This is a genomic window from Pseudomonas sivasensis (assembly GCF_013778505.1).
GTDB lineage: Bacteria > Pseudomonadota > Gammaproteobacteria > Pseudomonadales > Pseudomonadaceae > Aquipseudomonas > Aquipseudomonas sivasensis.
In genome coordinates this window covers 156,924-171,593 of record NZ_JAAOWU010000005.1, presented here as the reverse complement: position 1 = coordinate 171,593, position 14,670 = coordinate 156,924, and the positions used below count along the sequence as shown (strand labels likewise).

At 60.7% G+C, this 14,670-nt stretch carries 13 protein-coding genes and 1 pseudogene; 9 read left to right on the top strand and 5 right to left on the bottom strand.

Features of this window, described 5'->3' with window-relative positions; genetic code table 11:
- The first annotated feature begins 133 nt into the window (after positions 1-133).
- Entirely contained in the window at positions 134-1,702 is a 1,569-nt protein-coding gene (locus G9Q84_RS11610) for a TerC family protein (RefSeq protein WP_032886560.1), read from the top strand.
- Positions 1,703-1,721: 19 nt separating this feature from the next.
- Here G9Q84_RS11610 and G9Q84_RS11605 read toward each other — a convergent pair.
- Together G9Q84_RS11605 and G9Q84_RS11600 are read right to left on the bottom strand one after the other, a co-directional pair.
- Positions 1,722-2,012 (bottom strand): annotated as a pseudogene (locus G9Q84_RS11605) (thioredoxin family protein); the annotation flags it as partial.
- A 74-nt stretch (positions 2,013-2,086) separates the two neighbouring features.
- Positions 2,087-2,335 (bottom strand): hypothetical protein, encoded by a 249-nt coding sequence (locus G9Q84_RS11600; protein ID WP_181643346.1) that lies wholly within the window; start codon positions 2,333-2,335, stop codon positions 2,087-2,089.
- Between the two features lie 332 nt (positions 2,336-2,667).
- Here G9Q84_RS11600 and G9Q84_RS11595 point away from each other — a divergent pair, with 332 nt between their 5' ends.
- The 8 genes from G9Q84_RS11595 (at position 2,668) to G9Q84_RS11560 (ending at position 9,265) form a co-directional block, all read left to right on the top strand.
- On the top strand, positions 2,668-3,516 hold the full coding sequence (locus G9Q84_RS11595; RefSeq protein WP_032886556.1) for a transporter substrate-binding domain-containing protein: 849 nt from the start codon (positions 2,668-2,670) through the stop codon (positions 3,514-3,516).
- A gap of 52 nt (positions 3,517-3,568) precedes the next feature.
- Positions 3,569-4,231, top strand: a complete 663-nt coding sequence (locus G9Q84_RS11590) for an amino acid ABC transporter permease (RefSeq protein WP_065878346.1) — start codon at positions 3,569-3,571, stop codon at positions 4,229-4,231.
- Positions 4,232-4,242: 11 nt separating this feature from the next.
- Complete coding sequence (locus tag G9Q84_RS11585) at positions 4,243-4,905, top strand: amino acid ABC transporter permease (protein ID WP_095184540.1); 663 nt, start codon at positions 4,243-4,245, stop codon at positions 4,903-4,905.
- Complete coding sequence (locus G9Q84_RS11580; RefSeq protein ID WP_032886550.1) at positions 4,902-5,684, top strand: amino acid ABC transporter ATP-binding protein; 783 nt, start codon at positions 4,902-4,904, stop codon at positions 5,682-5,684. Before G9Q84_RS11585 ends, G9Q84_RS11580 begins: the two co-directional genes overlap by 4 nt.
- A 16-nt stretch (positions 5,685-5,700) precedes the next feature.
- Entirely contained in the window at positions 5,701-6,090 is a 390-nt protein-coding gene (locus tag G9Q84_RS11575) for a RidA family protein (protein WP_010210958.1), read from the top strand.
- Positions 6,091-6,255: 165 nt separating this feature from the next.
- A complete protein-coding gene (locus G9Q84_RS11570; protein WP_032886547.1) occupies positions 6,256-7,020 on the top strand; it encodes an IclR family transcriptional regulator in 765 nt (254 codons plus the stop codon).
- A 9-nt stretch (positions 7,021-7,029) separates the two neighbouring features.
- Positions 7,030-8,238: an amino acid deaminase gene (locus tag G9Q84_RS11565; RefSeq protein WP_122753073.1), complete on the top strand. Its 1,209-nt coding sequence runs from the start codon at positions 7,030-7,032 to the stop codon at positions 8,236-8,238.
- A 118-nt stretch (positions 8,239-8,356) separates the two neighbouring features.
- Positions 8,357-9,265, top strand: coding sequence for a sugar kinase (locus G9Q84_RS11560; RefSeq protein WP_181643345.1), 909 nt, complete (start codon positions 8,357-8,359; stop codon positions 9,263-9,265).
- A 111-nt stretch (positions 9,266-9,376) separates the two neighbouring features.
- Here G9Q84_RS11560 and G9Q84_RS11555 read toward each other — a convergent pair whose 3' ends face one another.
- The 3 genes from G9Q84_RS11555 to G9Q84_RS11545 all read right to left on the bottom strand — a co-directional run bounded on the left by G9Q84_RS11555 (position 9,377) and on the right by G9Q84_RS11545 (position 14,284).
- The gene (locus G9Q84_RS11555) at positions 9,377-9,652 is read right to left on the bottom strand and encodes a peptidylprolyl isomerase (protein ID WP_003174397.1); all 276 of its coding nucleotides are present in this window, start codon (positions 9,650-9,652) and stop codon (positions 9,377-9,379) included.
- Positions 9,653-9,695: 43 nt separating this feature from the next.
- Entirely contained in the window at positions 9,696-12,191 is a 2,496-nt protein-coding gene (locus G9Q84_RS11550) for a PAS domain-containing protein (RefSeq protein WP_032886541.1), read from the bottom strand.
- Positions 12,192-12,331: 140 nt separating this feature from the next.
- Positions 12,332-14,284 (bottom strand): acetoacetate--CoA ligase, encoded by a 1,953-nt coding sequence (locus G9Q84_RS11545; protein ID WP_181643344.1) that lies wholly within the window; start codon positions 14,282-14,284, stop codon positions 12,332-12,334.
- Positions 14,285-14,670: the final 386 nt, after the last annotated feature.

Here is a 14,670-nt window from a genome sequence, read left to right as displayed (position 1 = left end):
GTCTTTCCCCAAGACATCCGCTGCTGCCGTTCCCGCTGAAACATCCCGTATTCCGACTGCTAACCTTGTTCCGGTCCACTGACCGCGCTTTGCCGTGTCCGGCATTCTGAAACCTAGATAGAGATTTATATAAATGGAATGGTTAGCGGATCCAACGGCCTGGCTCGGCCTGTTGACCTTGATTGTGCTGGAACTGGTGCTGGGTATCGACAACCTGGTGTTTATCGCGATCCTGGCGGACAAGTTGCCACCGGAGCAGCGTGACCGTGCGCGGTTGATCGGTTTGTCCCTGGCATTGCTGATGCGCCTTGGCCTGCTGGCGAGTATTTCGTGGTTGGTGACCCTTACCCAGCCGCTGTTCGAGGTGTTCGACAAGAGTTTCTCCGGCCGTGACCTGATCATGCTGTTCGGTGGTGTATTCCTGCTGTTCAAGGCCACCATGGAATTGCACGAGCGCCTTGAAGGGCATGTGGCTCAGCGCACTGGCAACGTGGCGTATGCGATGTTCTGGCCGATCGTGGCGCAGATCGTGGTGCTTGATGCGGTGTTCTCCCTGGATGCGGTGATTACCGCCGTGGGCATGGTGGATGAGCTGGCGGTGATGATGATCGCGGTGATCATTTCCATCGGCCTGATGATCGTGGCGAGCAAGCCGCTGACGCGCTTCGTGAACGCCCACCCCACAGTGATCATGCTGTGCCTGGGCTTCCTGATGATGATCGGTTTTGCGCTGACCGCCGAAGGCCTGGGTTTCCATATTCCGAAGGGTTACCTGTACGCAGCCATTGGCTTCTCCATCCTGATCGAAGTGTTCAACCAGATTGCCCGCGCCCGTCGCAAGAAATCGGCGCAGGGTGTGTTGCCGGTGCGCGAGCGTACTGCCCATGCGGTGATGCGCTTGCTCGGCGGTCGCAGCCTGGCGGTAGAAGAGGTGGGCGAAGACGTGGCCGACTTGCTGGGCGAGACAGATGCCAATCAGGGCCCGCTGTTTGATCGACGTGAACGCGTGATGATCAGTGGCGTGCTGCAACTGGCCGAGCGGCCGATTCGTACCTTGATGACGCCGCGGGCCAAGGTCGACTTTATCGACCTGGCGGACGATGCCGACACGATTCGCCTGAAATTGATGCATTCGTCCTACTCTCGCCTGCCGTTGATCCGCAACGGCGTGGTGGATGAGCCGTTGGGCTTCGTGCATAAAAAGGAACTGCTCAAGGAATACCTTGCCGGCAACGAGCCGAACCTGGAGCACCTGGCGCGTCGAGCGATCAACCTGCTGGAGAGTTTTTCGATCCTCAACGCCCTGGAACAGATGCGTCAGGAATCGACCCACATCGCCTTCGTGATCAACGAATTCGGCGACTTCATGGGCGTGTTGAGCATGACCGACATTCTCGAGTCCATCGCCGGTGAATTGCCGGATGCCAGTGAGATCGAAGGGCCGGATATTGTCGAAGAGGGCGATGGCTTCCGTGCCAATGGCGCCTTGAACCTGACCCAGATTCGTCAGCGTACCGGCTTCAAGGTTGTCGCGACGGAGGATTACCAGACTCTGGCCGGGTTGGTGATGAGCCTGCTCGACCGCCTGCCCGTGGTGGGCGATAGCCTGGAGCATGAGGGCTGGCGCCTGACGGTGGCTGCGGTCGAGGAGCGGCGGGTGACGCAGGTGGTTTTGCGCGCTTGTGGGGGGCATAGAGCATGAATGCGTTTTCGATCGTCTGCACTTGTTCGTCCTCGGGGCCGAACCCTCTGAACGTCTGCATCAGTGTGCCGTTGAGATAAATCAGCAGCGTTGGGGTACCCGTAACCTTCGGGTGCCTCGGGGTTTTCGCGCAATCAAGTACCAGGCTCACCACTGAGCGGTACTTTCGGGCAATCCTCTGGAACAGCGGCCCGGAGATCGCGCAGCCCGGGCAGTGATCTGAGACAAACAGCAGGAATACCGGCCGCGACGTGCTCAGTACGCGCTGGTAATCCTCGGCATTGGCAATGGTCGCGGTGGCAATCCCCATGATGATCTCCTTACGAGCGGCGCGGGTTTCTGCCAACGCTAAGCTCGAGGGGCATCGTCGTCTACTGTCAACCTTCACAGGTCCGCGTCACGCTCCAGGCGTTCGCGGGCCTTGCGTGCCTGACTCGCGCACTTGCGGTATTCCTCATTGTCACTGGACGCTTTGGCGCGGCGATAGCCGTGGTGGTTTTGGCTGCTGTAATTGATGTCGAAGGCTTCTTTGAGCTTGCGCAATTCTTCTTTGCATTCGCGGCGGTCGTTGTTGGCCGACGCGCTGCCGGCGGCCAGAAACGAAAGCAGTACCAGGGTGAGACTGAGCTTCATCGCAATGCAGTCCTTGTCGTTGGGTGTGTGCCAAAGGCTAGCCCAGCACAGGGATTTTTCCATGGGGCGGGCGCACCGTCGGGGTGCGCGGTAACGGGGCGGTGACGCACGCCAATGGCGCTGTGATCCCCTGTGAGGCCTTGGGTAGCAATCTGAATCCGGATGCTGGCGCAACGCCGCACCTTACGCCTCGCGTTATCTATCTGATTACCAAGGACTTTACCGAGGCCGTAGTTTTCACTAAGTGCGTATGGCACACTTTCTGCTGTCTATTCCGTTGTTACATACTAGGTTCCGGTATAGCGGAATACACAACTTCTGGAGTGCTTGTCATGCATCACCGACCTTCCGTGTTCAAAGCGTGTGTTTTTCTCTTCGCCGCATCGGCTTCCCTCGCAGGCGTTGTGCAGGCGGCGGACAGCAAGCTCGATAACGTGCTCAAACGTGGGCATTTGATCGTGGGTACAGGCAGTACCAATGCGCCGTGGCACTTCCAGGGAGCGGATGGCAAGTTGCAGGGGTTTGATATCGACATCGGCCGCATCGTGGCCAAAGGTTTGTTCAACGATCCGAGCAAAGTCGAGTTTGTGGTGCAGTCGTCTGACGCGCGCATTCCCAACCTGCTGACGGACAAAGTCGACATGAGCTGCCAGTTCATCACCGTCACCGCCAGCCGTGCACAGCAGGTGGCGTTCACCCTGCCGTACTACCGCGAAGGCGTGGGCCTGCTGCTGCCGAACAACAGCAAGTACAAAGAGATTGAAGACCTGCAGGCGGCTGGCGATGGCGTCACCGTGGCCGTGCTGCAAAACGTGTACGCCGAAGAACTGGTGCACCAGGCGCTGCCCAAGGCCAAGGTCGACCAATACGACAGCGTCGACCTGATGTACCAGGCCGTGAATTCCGGTCGCGCCGATGCCGCCGCCACCGACCAATCCTCGGTCAAATACCTGATGGTGCAGAACCCCGGCCGCTACCGCAGCCCGGCTTACGCCTGGAGCCCGCAAACCTACGCGTGCGCGGTCAAGCGTGGTGATCAGGACTGGCTGAACTTCGTCAACACTGCCCTGCATGAAGCCATGACCGGTGTGGAATTCCCAACCTACAAAGCCTCGTTCAAGCAGTGGTTCGGTGTCGACCTGCCAGAACCGGCGATTGGTTTCCCTGTTGAATTCAAGTGATCCGGAACAACCGGGGTGCCTGCCAAGGCGCCCCAACTAGGTACTGTCGACCATGAACTATCAGTTGAACTTTGCCGCCGTGTGGCGCGATTTCGACACCTTGCTGGCGGGGCTCGGTCTTGGCCTGCAACTGGCATTGCTGTCGATCGCCATCGGCTGCGTGATCGGCCTGTTGATGGCGTTTGCCATGCTGTCCAAACATCGTGCGCTGCGCATCTTCGCCTCGGTGTATGTGACAGTGATTCGCAACACGCCGATCCTGGTGCTGATCCTGTTGATCTACTTCGCCTTGCCCAGCCTGGGTATCCGGCTGGACAAGATCCCCTCGTTCATCATCACGCTGTCGTTGTACGCCGGTGCCTACCTGACCGAAGTGTTCCGCGCCGGTCTGTTGAATATTCCCAAGGGGCTGCGTGAAGCCGGATTGGCGATTGGCCTCGGCGAGTGGCGTATCCGTGCGTATATCACCGTGCCGGTGATGTTGCGCAATGTGCTGCCGGCGCTCTCGAACAACTTTATCTCGCTGTTCAAGGACACCTCGCTCGCCGCTGCGATTGCGGTGCCCGAGCTGACCTATTACGCCCGCAAGATCAACGTCGAAAGCTACCGGGTGATTGAAACCTGGCTGGTCACGACCGCGCTCTACGTGGCTGCCTGTTACCTCATTGCCATGTTGCTCCGCTACCTGGAACAGCGTCTGGCGATCCGTCGTTAAGGAGGGTTTTTATGTACGAATCCCCCAGTTGGCTACACGAGTTGTGGGTCGCCCGAGAGACCCTCTGGGCCGGCTTTCAGACCAGCATCTACTGCTCGGCGCTGGCGATTATCTTTGGCACCCTGATCGGCATCTTCGCCGGGTTGGTGCTGACCTACGGCAAATTCTGGATGCGTGCGCCGTTTCGCCTGTACGTGGATTTGATCCGCGGCACACCGGTGTTCGTGTTGGTATTGGCGTGTTTCTACATGCTGCCGGCGCTCGGCTGGCAGATCAGCGCGTTCCAGGCCGGTGCCGTCGGGCTCACGCTGTTCTGCGGCTCCCATGTGTCGGAAATCGTGCGCGGCGCACTGCAAGCCATTCCCCGTGGGCAACTGGAAGCGGGTAAGGCGATTGGCCTTACGTTCTACCAGTCCCTGGCCTACGTGCTGTTGCCCCAGGCATTGCGGCAGATCCTGCCGACCTGGGTCAATTCCTCCACGGAGATCGTCAAGGCCTCGACCTTGCTCTCGGTGATCGGCGTGGCCGAGTTGCTGCTCAGTACCCAGCAAGTCATCGCACGTACCTTCATGACCCTGGAGTTCTACCTGTTCGCCGGGTTTATGTTCTTTGTCATCAACTACGCCATCGAGTTATTCGGGCGCTACATTGAAAAGCGGGTGGCCTTGCCATGAACCAACCTCAAACAACCGAGCCGCTGCTGAACATTCGCGGCCTGCGCAAACAATACGGCGATGTGGAAGTGCTCAAAGGCGTCGACCTGTCTATGCAGCGCGGCAACGTAGTGACCTTGATCGGTTCCAGCGGCTCGGGCAAGACCACGCTGCTGCGTTGCGTCAACCTGCTGGAAGAGTTCCAGGGCGGCCAGATCACCCTGGACGGCGAATCCATCGGCTACAGCGACATTGGCGGCAAGCGCGTGCGCCACCCCGAACGCGTCATCGCCCAGCACCGGGCGATGACCGGCATGGCGTTCCAGCAGTTCAACCTGTTTCCGCACCTGACCGCCTTGCAGAACGTCACCCTGGGCCTGCTCAAGGTCAAGAAGATGGGCAAGGATGAAGCCGTGGCTTTGGCGGAAAAATGGCTGGACCGCGTAGGACTTTTAGAGCGCCGCAATCATTTCCCCGGCCAGTTGTCCGGCGGCCAGCAACAGCGTGTCGCGATTGCCCGTGCGATTGCGATGAACCCCAGCTTGATGCTGTTCGACGAAGTCACCTCAGCCCTCGATCCGGAGTTGGTAGGTGAAGTGCTCAGTGTGATCAAAGGCCTGGCGGAAGAGGGCATGACCATGTTGCTGGTCACCCACGAAATGCGCTTTGCCTATGAAGTCTCGGACAAGATCGTATTCATGAACCAGGGGCGGATTGAAGAGCAGGGCTCGTCGAAGGATATCTTCGAGCGGCCTCAATCGCCGCGCCTGGCGGAATTTCTCAAGAACATTCGTTTTTAATCAGGAGCATCGTTTTATGAGCATCACTCGTTACGGAGCCGGCAGTACTGCCGGCGGTGGCCAGCCTCGTCCCTTCGCCCGCGCGGTGGAAGCGGACGGTTGGCTGTACGTCTCGGGCCAAGTGCCTGCGGTGGACGGCGAAATCATCACCGGCGGGATCATCGAACAAACCCGCCAGACCATGCGCAACGTGGTGGCGATCCTCGAAGAAGCCGGCTACGAGCTCAAAGACGTAGTGCGCGTCGGCGTATGGCTGGAAGACCCTCGGGACTTCTGGAGTTTCAACAAGGTCTTCGGCGAATACTTCACACCCGAACATGCCCCGGCGCGGGCCTGTGTACAGGCCAATATGATGGTGGATTGCAAGGTGGAGATTGATTGTGTGGCTTACAAGAAAAAGGGCTAAATTGCCCCACTCTTAAGCACCAGAGATCAAATGTGGGAGGGGGCTTGCCCCCGATAGCGGTGTATCAGTAACAGAGGTGTTGATTGACACGCCGCCATCGGGGGCAATCCCCCTCCCACAGTGGACCTGCGCCAGCCCTACCATTTCGACCGGACCGAAATTGCCATGACCGAAGACACCATCAAACGCCGCGCCAAAGGCCTGGACCGTGCATTCGACATCCTTGATTTCCTCAAGGAAGTCGGCCAGCCCCTGCGGCCGAATGATATCGCCAGCGGCATTGGCAGCCCCAAGTCCACCGTCTATGAATTGGTCGCATCCTTGCTGGAGCGCCGCATTCTGGAAACCGTGGGCAAGGACGGTCACGTCTACCTCGGTCGCCAGTTGTACTTCCTCGGCCAGGCGCACCTGCGACACTTCGACCTGACTCGCGAGGCCGATCACGCCTTGCAGGAGATCGTCAGCCAGACCCATGAAACCGCGCAGATGTGCCTGCTCAACGGGCGCAAATACACCGTGGCGCTGATGCGCGAAGGCGAGCGGCATTTCCGGATTTCTTCGGACATCGGCGAAAACGCCCCGATCCCCTGGACCGCCTCCGGGCGCCTGCTGCTGGGGCACCTGAGTGACCAGCAAATTGTCGACCTGATCGACCACGATGACTTCATCCTGCCGGACGGCCAGCGTCTGCCGCTGGAAACGTTCCTCGCGCAAATCCGTCAGGCTACCCTCGATGGGTTCTTTTCCTTCGACAGTGTGGCCGACACCTTTACCCACTGCTTTGCCGCCCCGGTGCGGGACGCGCAAGGCATCAGCATTGCGACCCTGTGCATCGTCGCCCCTCGGGCCGATGCGCAAAAAAACTACAACGACTATCGCCGGGTGTTGATCGACAGCGCCAATCACCTGGCGCGTCGCATCAACGAATAGGAGCTTTACATGTCTGCCATCAACGCCGTTGAAAAAGGCGCCGCCGCCGTCGGCGCCCACCTGGTCCGAGACGTCAGCCTGCCGGCCCTGGTGCTGCACCGCGACGCCCTGGAACACAACATCCGTTGGATGCAGGAGTTTGTCAGCAACAGCGGCGCCGAACTCGCGCCCCATGGCAAGACCAGCATGATGCCGGCACTGTTCCAGCGTCAGATCGCCCAGGGCGCCTGGGGTATTACCCTGGCCAACGCCGTGCAGACCCGCGCCGCCTATGCCGGGGGTGTGCGCCGTGTGTTGATGGCCAACCAACTGGTGGGCGCGCCGAACATGGCGTTGATCGCTGACCTGCTGGCGGACAAGGATTTTGACTTCCACTGCATGGTCGACCACCCGGACAACGTCGCCGACCTGGGTCTGTTCTTCGCCGCCCGTGGCCTGCGCCTGAACGTGATGATCGAGTACGGCGTGGTTGGCGGCCGTTGCGGTTGCCGCAGCGAGCAGGAAGTGCGCGACCTGGCCAAGGCGATCAAGGCCCAGCCGGCCCTGGCCCTCACCGGTATTGAAGGCTACGAAGGCGTGATCCATGGCGAGCACGCCGTCAGCGGCATCCGCGACTTCGCCGCCAGCCTGGTGCGCCTAGCAGTGGACTTGCAGAACAACGGTTCTTTCGACTTGGCCAAGCCGATCGTCACAGCGTCGGGTTCGGCGTGGTACGACCTGATCGCCGAATCCTTTGAAGCGCAGAACGCCGCCGGCCGCTTCCTCAGCGTATTGCGCCCCGGCAGTTATGTGGCCCACGACCATGGCATCTACAAAGAAGCTCAATGCTGCGTGCTCGACCGCCGCAGCGACCTCAGTGAAGGCCTGCGCCCGGCCCTGGAAGTCTGGGCTCATGTGCAGTCGTTGCCTGAGCCCGGTTTTGCGGTGATCGCCCTCGGTAAGCGCGACGTGGCCTACGACGCCGGGTTGCCGGTGCCACTCAAGCGCTACAAGGCCGGTATTGTGCCGGCGCAAGGCGATGATGTGAGCGCGTGCAAGGTCACGGCCGTGATGGACCAGCATGCGTTCATGGTTGTGGCGCCTGGGGTTGAACTGCGCATTGGCGACATCATTTCCTTTGGCACTTCCCATCCTTGCCTGACGTTTGACAAGTGGCAGGTGGGTTGCCTGGTGGATGAACAGTTGCAGGTGATCGAGTCCCTGCATACCTGCTTCTAGATCGCGTCGCTCCTATCGGAGGCAAGCCCCCTCCCATACTTTGATGTGTGAACACATTTCAAATGTGGGAGGGGGCTTGCCCCCGATGAGGCCATCAGCCCCCCCCGAGACAGCAGCCATGACCACCCATCCACGCATCGCCCTCATCGGTGAATGCATGATCGAACTGCAACACCGCGCCGACGGTAGCCTGCAACAAAGCTTCGGCGGCGACACCCTGAACACGGCGGTGTACCTGCGCCGTGAGTTGGGCCCGATCGGCAGCGTCGATTACGTCACCGCCTTGGGCGATGACAGCTTCAGCGACGCCATGTGCCAGCAATGGACCGACGAAGGCCTGGGGCTGGGCTTGGTCCAGCGCCTGCCGGGGCGGTTGCCGGGCTTGTACTGCATTCAGACCGACGCCAACGGCGAGCGTAAATTCCTCTACTGGCGCAACGAAGCCGCGGTGCGCGACTGTTTCACCACGCCGGCCGCCGAGCCCATCCTGGCCGCGTTGCCGGCCTATGACGTGGTCTATTTCAGCGGCATTACCCTGGCGGTACTGGGGGAGGTTGGGCGCGAGCGTTTGCTGCAAGCGCTGGTTGACGCGCGCCGACGCGGCGCTACGGTGGTGTTCGACAACAACTACCGGCCGCGTCTGTGGGGCAGTGTCGAGGCGGCGCGTGCGGCTTATCGCACGGTTTTGGCCGAGGTAGATATCGCCTTGCTCACCGAGGATGACGAGCGCGCTCTGTTTGGCTATGCCGACAGCGAGCAGGTGTTTGCGGCCTATCCGGCGATTGAGGAAGTGGTGCTAAAACGTGGGGCGGATGCGTGTTTGATCCGCTGTGCGCGGGAGCGTTTTGCCGTGCCGGCGTTGAAGGTCGAGAAGGTGGTGGACACCACGGCGGCGGGGGATTCGTTCAGTGCGGCGTATCTGGCCGGGCGGCTCAACGGTGATTCGCCAGAGGAGGCTGCGTTGGCGGGGCATCGGTTGGCGAGCCGGGTCATCCAGGTACCGGGTGCGCTGATTCCCAGAGACTAAGTGAGTGACCGCCCGCGGCGGATCGGGCCCACACGTGACCGCATTTCATCGGGAGGAATGCGATCCCTGTGGGAGGGGGCTTGCCCCCGATAGCGGTCTTAAGTCAAAGCCTCAGTCGCGGTAAAACACCTGCACCAAGTGATACCCAAACTTGCTCTTGATCGGACCGTGAACCACCTTCACCGGCTTCTTGAAAATCACCGCATCAATCGCCCCGACCATCTGCCCCGGCCGCACTTCACCCAAATCGCCGCCACGTTTACCCGACGGGCAGGTGGAGTACTTCTTGGCCAACACATCAAAGGCTTCGCCCTTGGCAATGCGCTGCTTGAGTTGTTCGGCTTCTTCACTGGTTTTCACCAGGATATGACGGGCTTGGGCTTTCATTGGTCTCTACCAGGTGTGCGACGGCGCGCGATTATGCCTGAACTCATTCGGCTACGTTGATCATGCTGCGGATTTTAGTCGCCAGCAGGTCGATGGAAAACGGCTTGGCTACCATGTCCATCCCATCTTCCAGGAAGCCCTGGCGCTCGGCGGCTTTTTCGGCGTAGCCGGTCATGAACAGCACCTTCAAGCCCGGGCGATGCTGGCGGGCAATCTCCGCCAGTTGCCGGCCGTTCATGCCCGGCAGGCCGACGTCGGTCACCAGCAGGTCCACGCGCAGATCCGACTCCAGCAGTGGCAACGCGGTGCGTGAATCCGCTGCCTGATGCGCGGTGTAGCCCAATTCATCCAGCACATTCACCACCAGCATGCGCACCGCCGCGTCGTCCTCAACCACCACGACTGCTTCACCGGCCAGTGCCACCGGCACTTCGCCGAGGCTGGCGGGCAGGTTGCTTTCCAGTGCGGTGCCATGCAGGCGTGGCAGGTACAGGCGCACGCAGGTGCCCTGGCCAGGTTCGCTCTGGATCGTGACGTGGCCGCCGGACTGCTGGGCAAACCCGTAAATCATCGACAGGCCCAGGCCGGTGCCCTGGCCGATGGGTTTGGTGGTGAAGAAAGGATCGAATGCTTTGGCGAGGATTTTTGGTGCCATGCCGGTGCCGTTGTCGCACACACCGAGCATCACGTAGTCGCCGGCCTTGACCGGTTCGAGGGTGGTTATGTCGGTGCCGTCCAGGTAGCTGTTGGCGGTTTCAATCAACAATTCGCCGCCGTCGGGCATGGCGTCGCGGGCGTTGATCACCAGGTTGAGCAGGGCGTTTTCCAGCTGGCTGGCGTCGGTGTTGACTGGCCAGATGTCTTGACCCAGTTGCACCTTGAGCGTGATATGCGCGCCTTTGGTGCGCTGGAACAGGTCCTCCAGGGACGCTACTAGCTGATTGGGGTCGGTGGGGCGACGGTCCAGTGACTGGCGCCGCGAAAACGCTAACAGACGGTGAGTGAGGGCGGCAGCGCGGTGAGCCGACGACACGGCGGCATCGGTAAAGCGCCCGATTTCCTCGCTGCGCCCAGCGACGATATAGCGCTGCATCAGGTCCAGGCTGCCGATAATGCCGGTGAGCATGTTGTTGAAATCATGGGCGATGCCGCCGGTGAGCTGGCCCAACGCTTCCATTTTCTGCGCATGGCGCAATGCATCTTCGGCGCGCTCGCGCTCGAACATCTCGTTTTGCAGGCGTTGGTTGGCCTCGGCCAGGGCCTGGGTGCGCTCGGCCACGCGTTCTTCGAGGTTATCGTTGAGGTGGCGCAGGGCTTCTTCGGTGAGTTTGCGTTCGGTCTCGTCAATCACAAAGATGTAGAAACCATTGACCGAGCCGTCATTGCTGAAACGCGGCAGGTATTTCATCAGCGCATGGCGGGGACGCCCGTCGCGGTGGGGCGTGATGGTCATGAAGCTGCACGCCTTGCCCTTGAGTGCGGCAGCGATCTGGTGTTCGCGCCCGGCATACACTTCGTCGCCCAATACTTCGCGGATGCTCTTGCCGTACAGCTCCTGGGGCGTCATGCCGTACCAATCAAGGTAGGCGCTGTTGTTCAGGCGAAAGCGCTGCTCGTGGTCGACGTAGCCGATCAGCACCGGCATGGCGTTGATGATCAGCTGCAATTCGGTCTGGCTTTGGCGCAGGGCCTGCTCGGTGTGCTTGCGCTCGGTCAGGTCCAGGGCGGCACCGAGGAAACGTGCGGGGCGGCCGTGGTGATCCTTGTAGCAACGGCCTCGGGCAAACACCCAGCGGACTTGGCCATCGGCTTGTTGCAGGCGGTATTCCTCGGCGTATTCGGTGCCGTGGGTGATGCAGTGCTTGATACTGCGCGCCACCGTGGCCCGGTCTTCGGGATGCACACCTTGGAGGTAATCGCTGATGGGCAGCCGGTTCGCGTCGTCGGGGTCGACACCGTGCAGGTAGGCGAAGTGGGCGTCGGCAATAAAGTGATCCTCGCCGATGTCCCAATCCCAGGTGCCCACGGCGTCGGTCGCCGCCAGTGCAAGCTGCAAGCGTTGCTCGGTGTTGTGCTGGGCCTTGCGGCGCTCGTTGGTTTCGATGGCAGTGACGAGGATGCCGGCCACGTTGGCGCTTTCATCGCGGATCGGGCTGTAGGTCAGGTCGAGCCAGATTTCCGTGTCGCGATTATTGCGTTGCAGGACAAAGCGCTGCTCGCTGAAGGTGCGCACCTGGCCGCTGAGCACGGCGTCGTAGACCGGGCCGGTAAAGCTTTCCAGCTCTGGCCACGTCTGGTGCGCCGGTTGGCCCATGGCTTCGGGGTGTTTGTTTCCGGCCAGCAGGGCGAACCCGTCGTTGTAGAGTTGGGTGAGTTGGCTGCCCCACAGCAGGAGCATGGGCATCGGCGAATGGACGACAATATCGACCGCTGTGCGCAGGCTTTGCGGCCAATCATTGGCCTCACCGAGTGGACTTCGTGCCCAGTCCAGCCGCGCAATTAATGCAGCGGCGTCGCTACCGGTGGATGTTCCTTTCATAAAAAGCCCTGAGCGTAACGCTTTGAAAAATGACAACACCCATTATCCCGTGAGTCGAGAATGGGTGACTACCCCCGAAAAATAGCATGCATTCGGCGTTTGTCTTCAAATGAGTGCGTCAGCGCTGAATCCTTTCATCTTTATGCCAGTTCCGGGCGGTCGCGGAACTGTTCCAATGCCTGCGGGTTGGCCAGGGCGTCGGTGTTCTTGACCGGCTCGCCATGCACCACATTGCGCACCGCCAATTCGACAATCTTGCCGCTGATGGTACGAGGGATATCGCTGACAGCCAGGATTTTGGCCGGCACATGGCGCGGTGTGGTGTTGGCGCGGATCACTTGGCGGATCTGCTGTTGCAACGCCTCATCCAACTCGATGCCCTCATCGAGGCGCACAAACAGCACCACGCGCACGTCGTCTTGCCAGCGTTGGCCGATGGCCAGGCTTTCCAGTACCTGTGGGACTTTCTCCACTTGGCGATAGATCTCCGCCGTGCCGATGCGCACGCCGCCGGGGTTGAGCACCGCGTCGGAGCGTCCGTGAATCAGCAGGCTGCCATTAGGGCGTTGCTCAGCGTAGTCGCCCTGGGCCCACACGCCGGGGAACTGACTGAAATACGAGGCGCGCAGCTTCTTCTGGTCGGGGTCATTCCACAAGCCGATGGGCATGGCCGGGAAGTGCCGGGTACACACCAGCTCGCCTTTTTCACCGACCAACGGCTGGCCGTGGTCGTCCCACACTTCAATGGCCATCGCCAGGCTCTTGCACTGCATTTCGCCTCGGCGCACCGGCAACACCGGGTTGCCGATAACAAAGCAGGACACGATATCGGTGCCGCCGGACATGGAGGATAAACACAGCTCGCCCTTGATCTCGCGGTACACATAGTCGTAGCTCTGGGGTGACAGCGGCGACCCGGTCGAGATCAGCCCCTTGAGGCTGCCCAGGTCGTGGCTCAGGCGCGGTTGCAGCCCGGCCTTTTCCAGGGTGGCGAGGAATTTTGGGCTGGTGCCGAACACGCTGATCTTTTCGGCATCAATCAAGTCGATCAGGCGCTCAGGTCCAGGATGAAAGGGCGAGCCGTCATACAGTACAGCCGTGGCGCCGATGGCCAGTACCGAGACCAGCCAGTTCCACATCATCCAGCCGCAGGTGGTGTAGTAGAACAGGCAGTCCTCGCGGGACAGATCGGCATGCAGGCCGTGTTCCTTGAGGTGTGTAAGCAATACGCCGCCGGTGCTGTGGATGATGCACTTGGGCACGCCGGTGGTGCCGCTGGAATAGAGGATGTACAGCGGATGATCGAAGGGCACCGCGACAAACTCAGGCTCGCCGCCGGGTTGGTAAAAGTCCTGCCACAGCACAACCTTCGCCTGGGTGCGGTAGTCCTCGACCTGCGCCTCGGGCCGCGCGTACGGCACCACAATCAACTGCTCCAGGGACGGCAGCCGTTCGAGGATTTCATTGAGTTTGGCGCTCTGGTCGATGGGTTTTCCGGCGTACCGATAACCGGCGCAGGTAATAAGCACCTTGGGCTCGATCTGGCCGAACCGGTCGATCACGCCTTGGGTGCCGAAGTCCGGCGAGGAGCACGACCAGATTGCGCCCAGGCTGGTGGTGGCGAGCATGCCCACCAGGGTTTGCCAGGTGTTGGGCATGCACGCCGCCACCCGGTCACCGATGCCGACGCCAGCCGACCGCAGACTGTTTTGCAGGCCGGCGACGTGAGCGGCCAGTTCGGCGTAGGTGAGTTGTTCGCGCTGGCCGTCTTCGCTGATCGCGACCACGGCCGGATGGTGGTCACGCCGACGCAGCAGGTGTTCGGCGAAATTCAGGGTCGCGCCGGGAAACCACTGGGCGCTGGGCATCTCGGCGCCTTCGATTAGTACCGCGCCGGGCGGGCTGCGAAACTGCACGTCGAAGTAGGCGACGATCGCCTGCCAGAAGTCCGGCCGCTGGTCGATGCTCCATTGATGCAGGGCGGGGTAGTCGCCCAGTTGCAAGGCGTGGCGGTCGTTGATGAAGCGGCGGAACTGGTCCATCCGCGTGTGGCGGATGCGTTCCGGTGAGGGTTGCCAGAGGATCTCGGACATCAGCAAGGTCTCTTGTTTTTATGCAAGTCTTCAAAACAATAGAATTCTACTGTGGGAGGGGACTTGCTCCCGATAGCGGAGTATCAGCTAGCCCGTGTGGTACTGACCCGCCGCCATCGGGAGCAAGCCCCCTCCCACAATTTAGAACGCCAGTGTCTGTTTTTATTGGGCCAGCCAGCCGCCATCATTGTTTTTATGCAAGTCTTCAAAACAATAGAATTCTACTGTGGGAGGGGGCTTGCTCCCGGTAGCGGAGTACCAGCTAGCCCGTGTGGTACTGACCCGCCGCCATCGGGAGCAAGCCCCCTCCCACAATTTAGAACGCCAGTGTCTGTTTTTATTGGGCCAGCCAGCCGCCATCATTGTTTTTATGCAAGTCTTCAAAA

Coding starts and splice junctions, on each gene's coding strand:
- G9Q84_RS11610 (WP_032886560.1), top strand. CDS start 134: ATGGAATGGTTAGCGGATCCAACGGCCTGGCTCGGCCTGTTGACCTTG.
- G9Q84_RS11600 (WP_181643346.1), bottom strand. CDS start 2,335: ATGAAGCTCAGTCTCACCCTGGTACTGCTTTCGTTTCTGGCCGCCGGC.
- G9Q84_RS11595 (WP_032886556.1), top strand. CDS start 2,668: ATGCATCACCGACCTTCCGTGTTCAAAGCGTGTGTTTTTCTCTTCGCC.
- G9Q84_RS11590 (WP_065878346.1), top strand. CDS start 3,569: ATGAACTATCAGTTGAACTTTGCCGCCGTGTGGCGCGATTTCGACACC.
- G9Q84_RS11585 (WP_095184540.1), top strand. CDS start 4,243: ATGTACGAATCCCCCAGTTGGCTACACGAGTTGTGGGTCGCCCGAGAG.
- G9Q84_RS11580 (WP_032886550.1), top strand. CDS start 4,902: ATGAACCAACCTCAAACAACCGAGCCGCTGCTGAACATTCGCGGCCTG.
- G9Q84_RS11575 (WP_010210958.1), top strand. CDS start 5,701: ATGAGCATCACTCGTTACGGAGCCGGCAGTACTGCCGGCGGTGGCCAG.
- G9Q84_RS11570 (WP_032886547.1), top strand. CDS start 6,256: ATGACCGAAGACACCATCAAACGCCGCGCCAAAGGCCTGGACCGTGCA.
- G9Q84_RS11565 (WP_122753073.1), top strand. CDS start 7,030: ATGTCTGCCATCAACGCCGTTGAAAAAGGCGCCGCCGCCGTCGGCGCC.
- G9Q84_RS11560 (WP_181643345.1), top strand. CDS start 8,357: ATGACCACCCATCCACGCATCGCCCTCATCGGTGAATGCATGATCGAA.
- G9Q84_RS11555 (WP_003174397.1), bottom strand. CDS start 9,652: ATGAAAGCCCAAGCCCGTCATATCCTGGTGAAAACCAGTGAAGAAGCC.
- G9Q84_RS11550 (WP_032886541.1), bottom strand. CDS start 12,191: ATGAAAGGAACATCCACCGGTAGCGACGCCGCTGCATTAATTGCGCGG.
- G9Q84_RS11545 (WP_181643344.1), bottom strand. CDS start 14,284: ATGTCCGAGATCCTCTGGCAACCCTCACCGGAACGCATCCGCCACACG.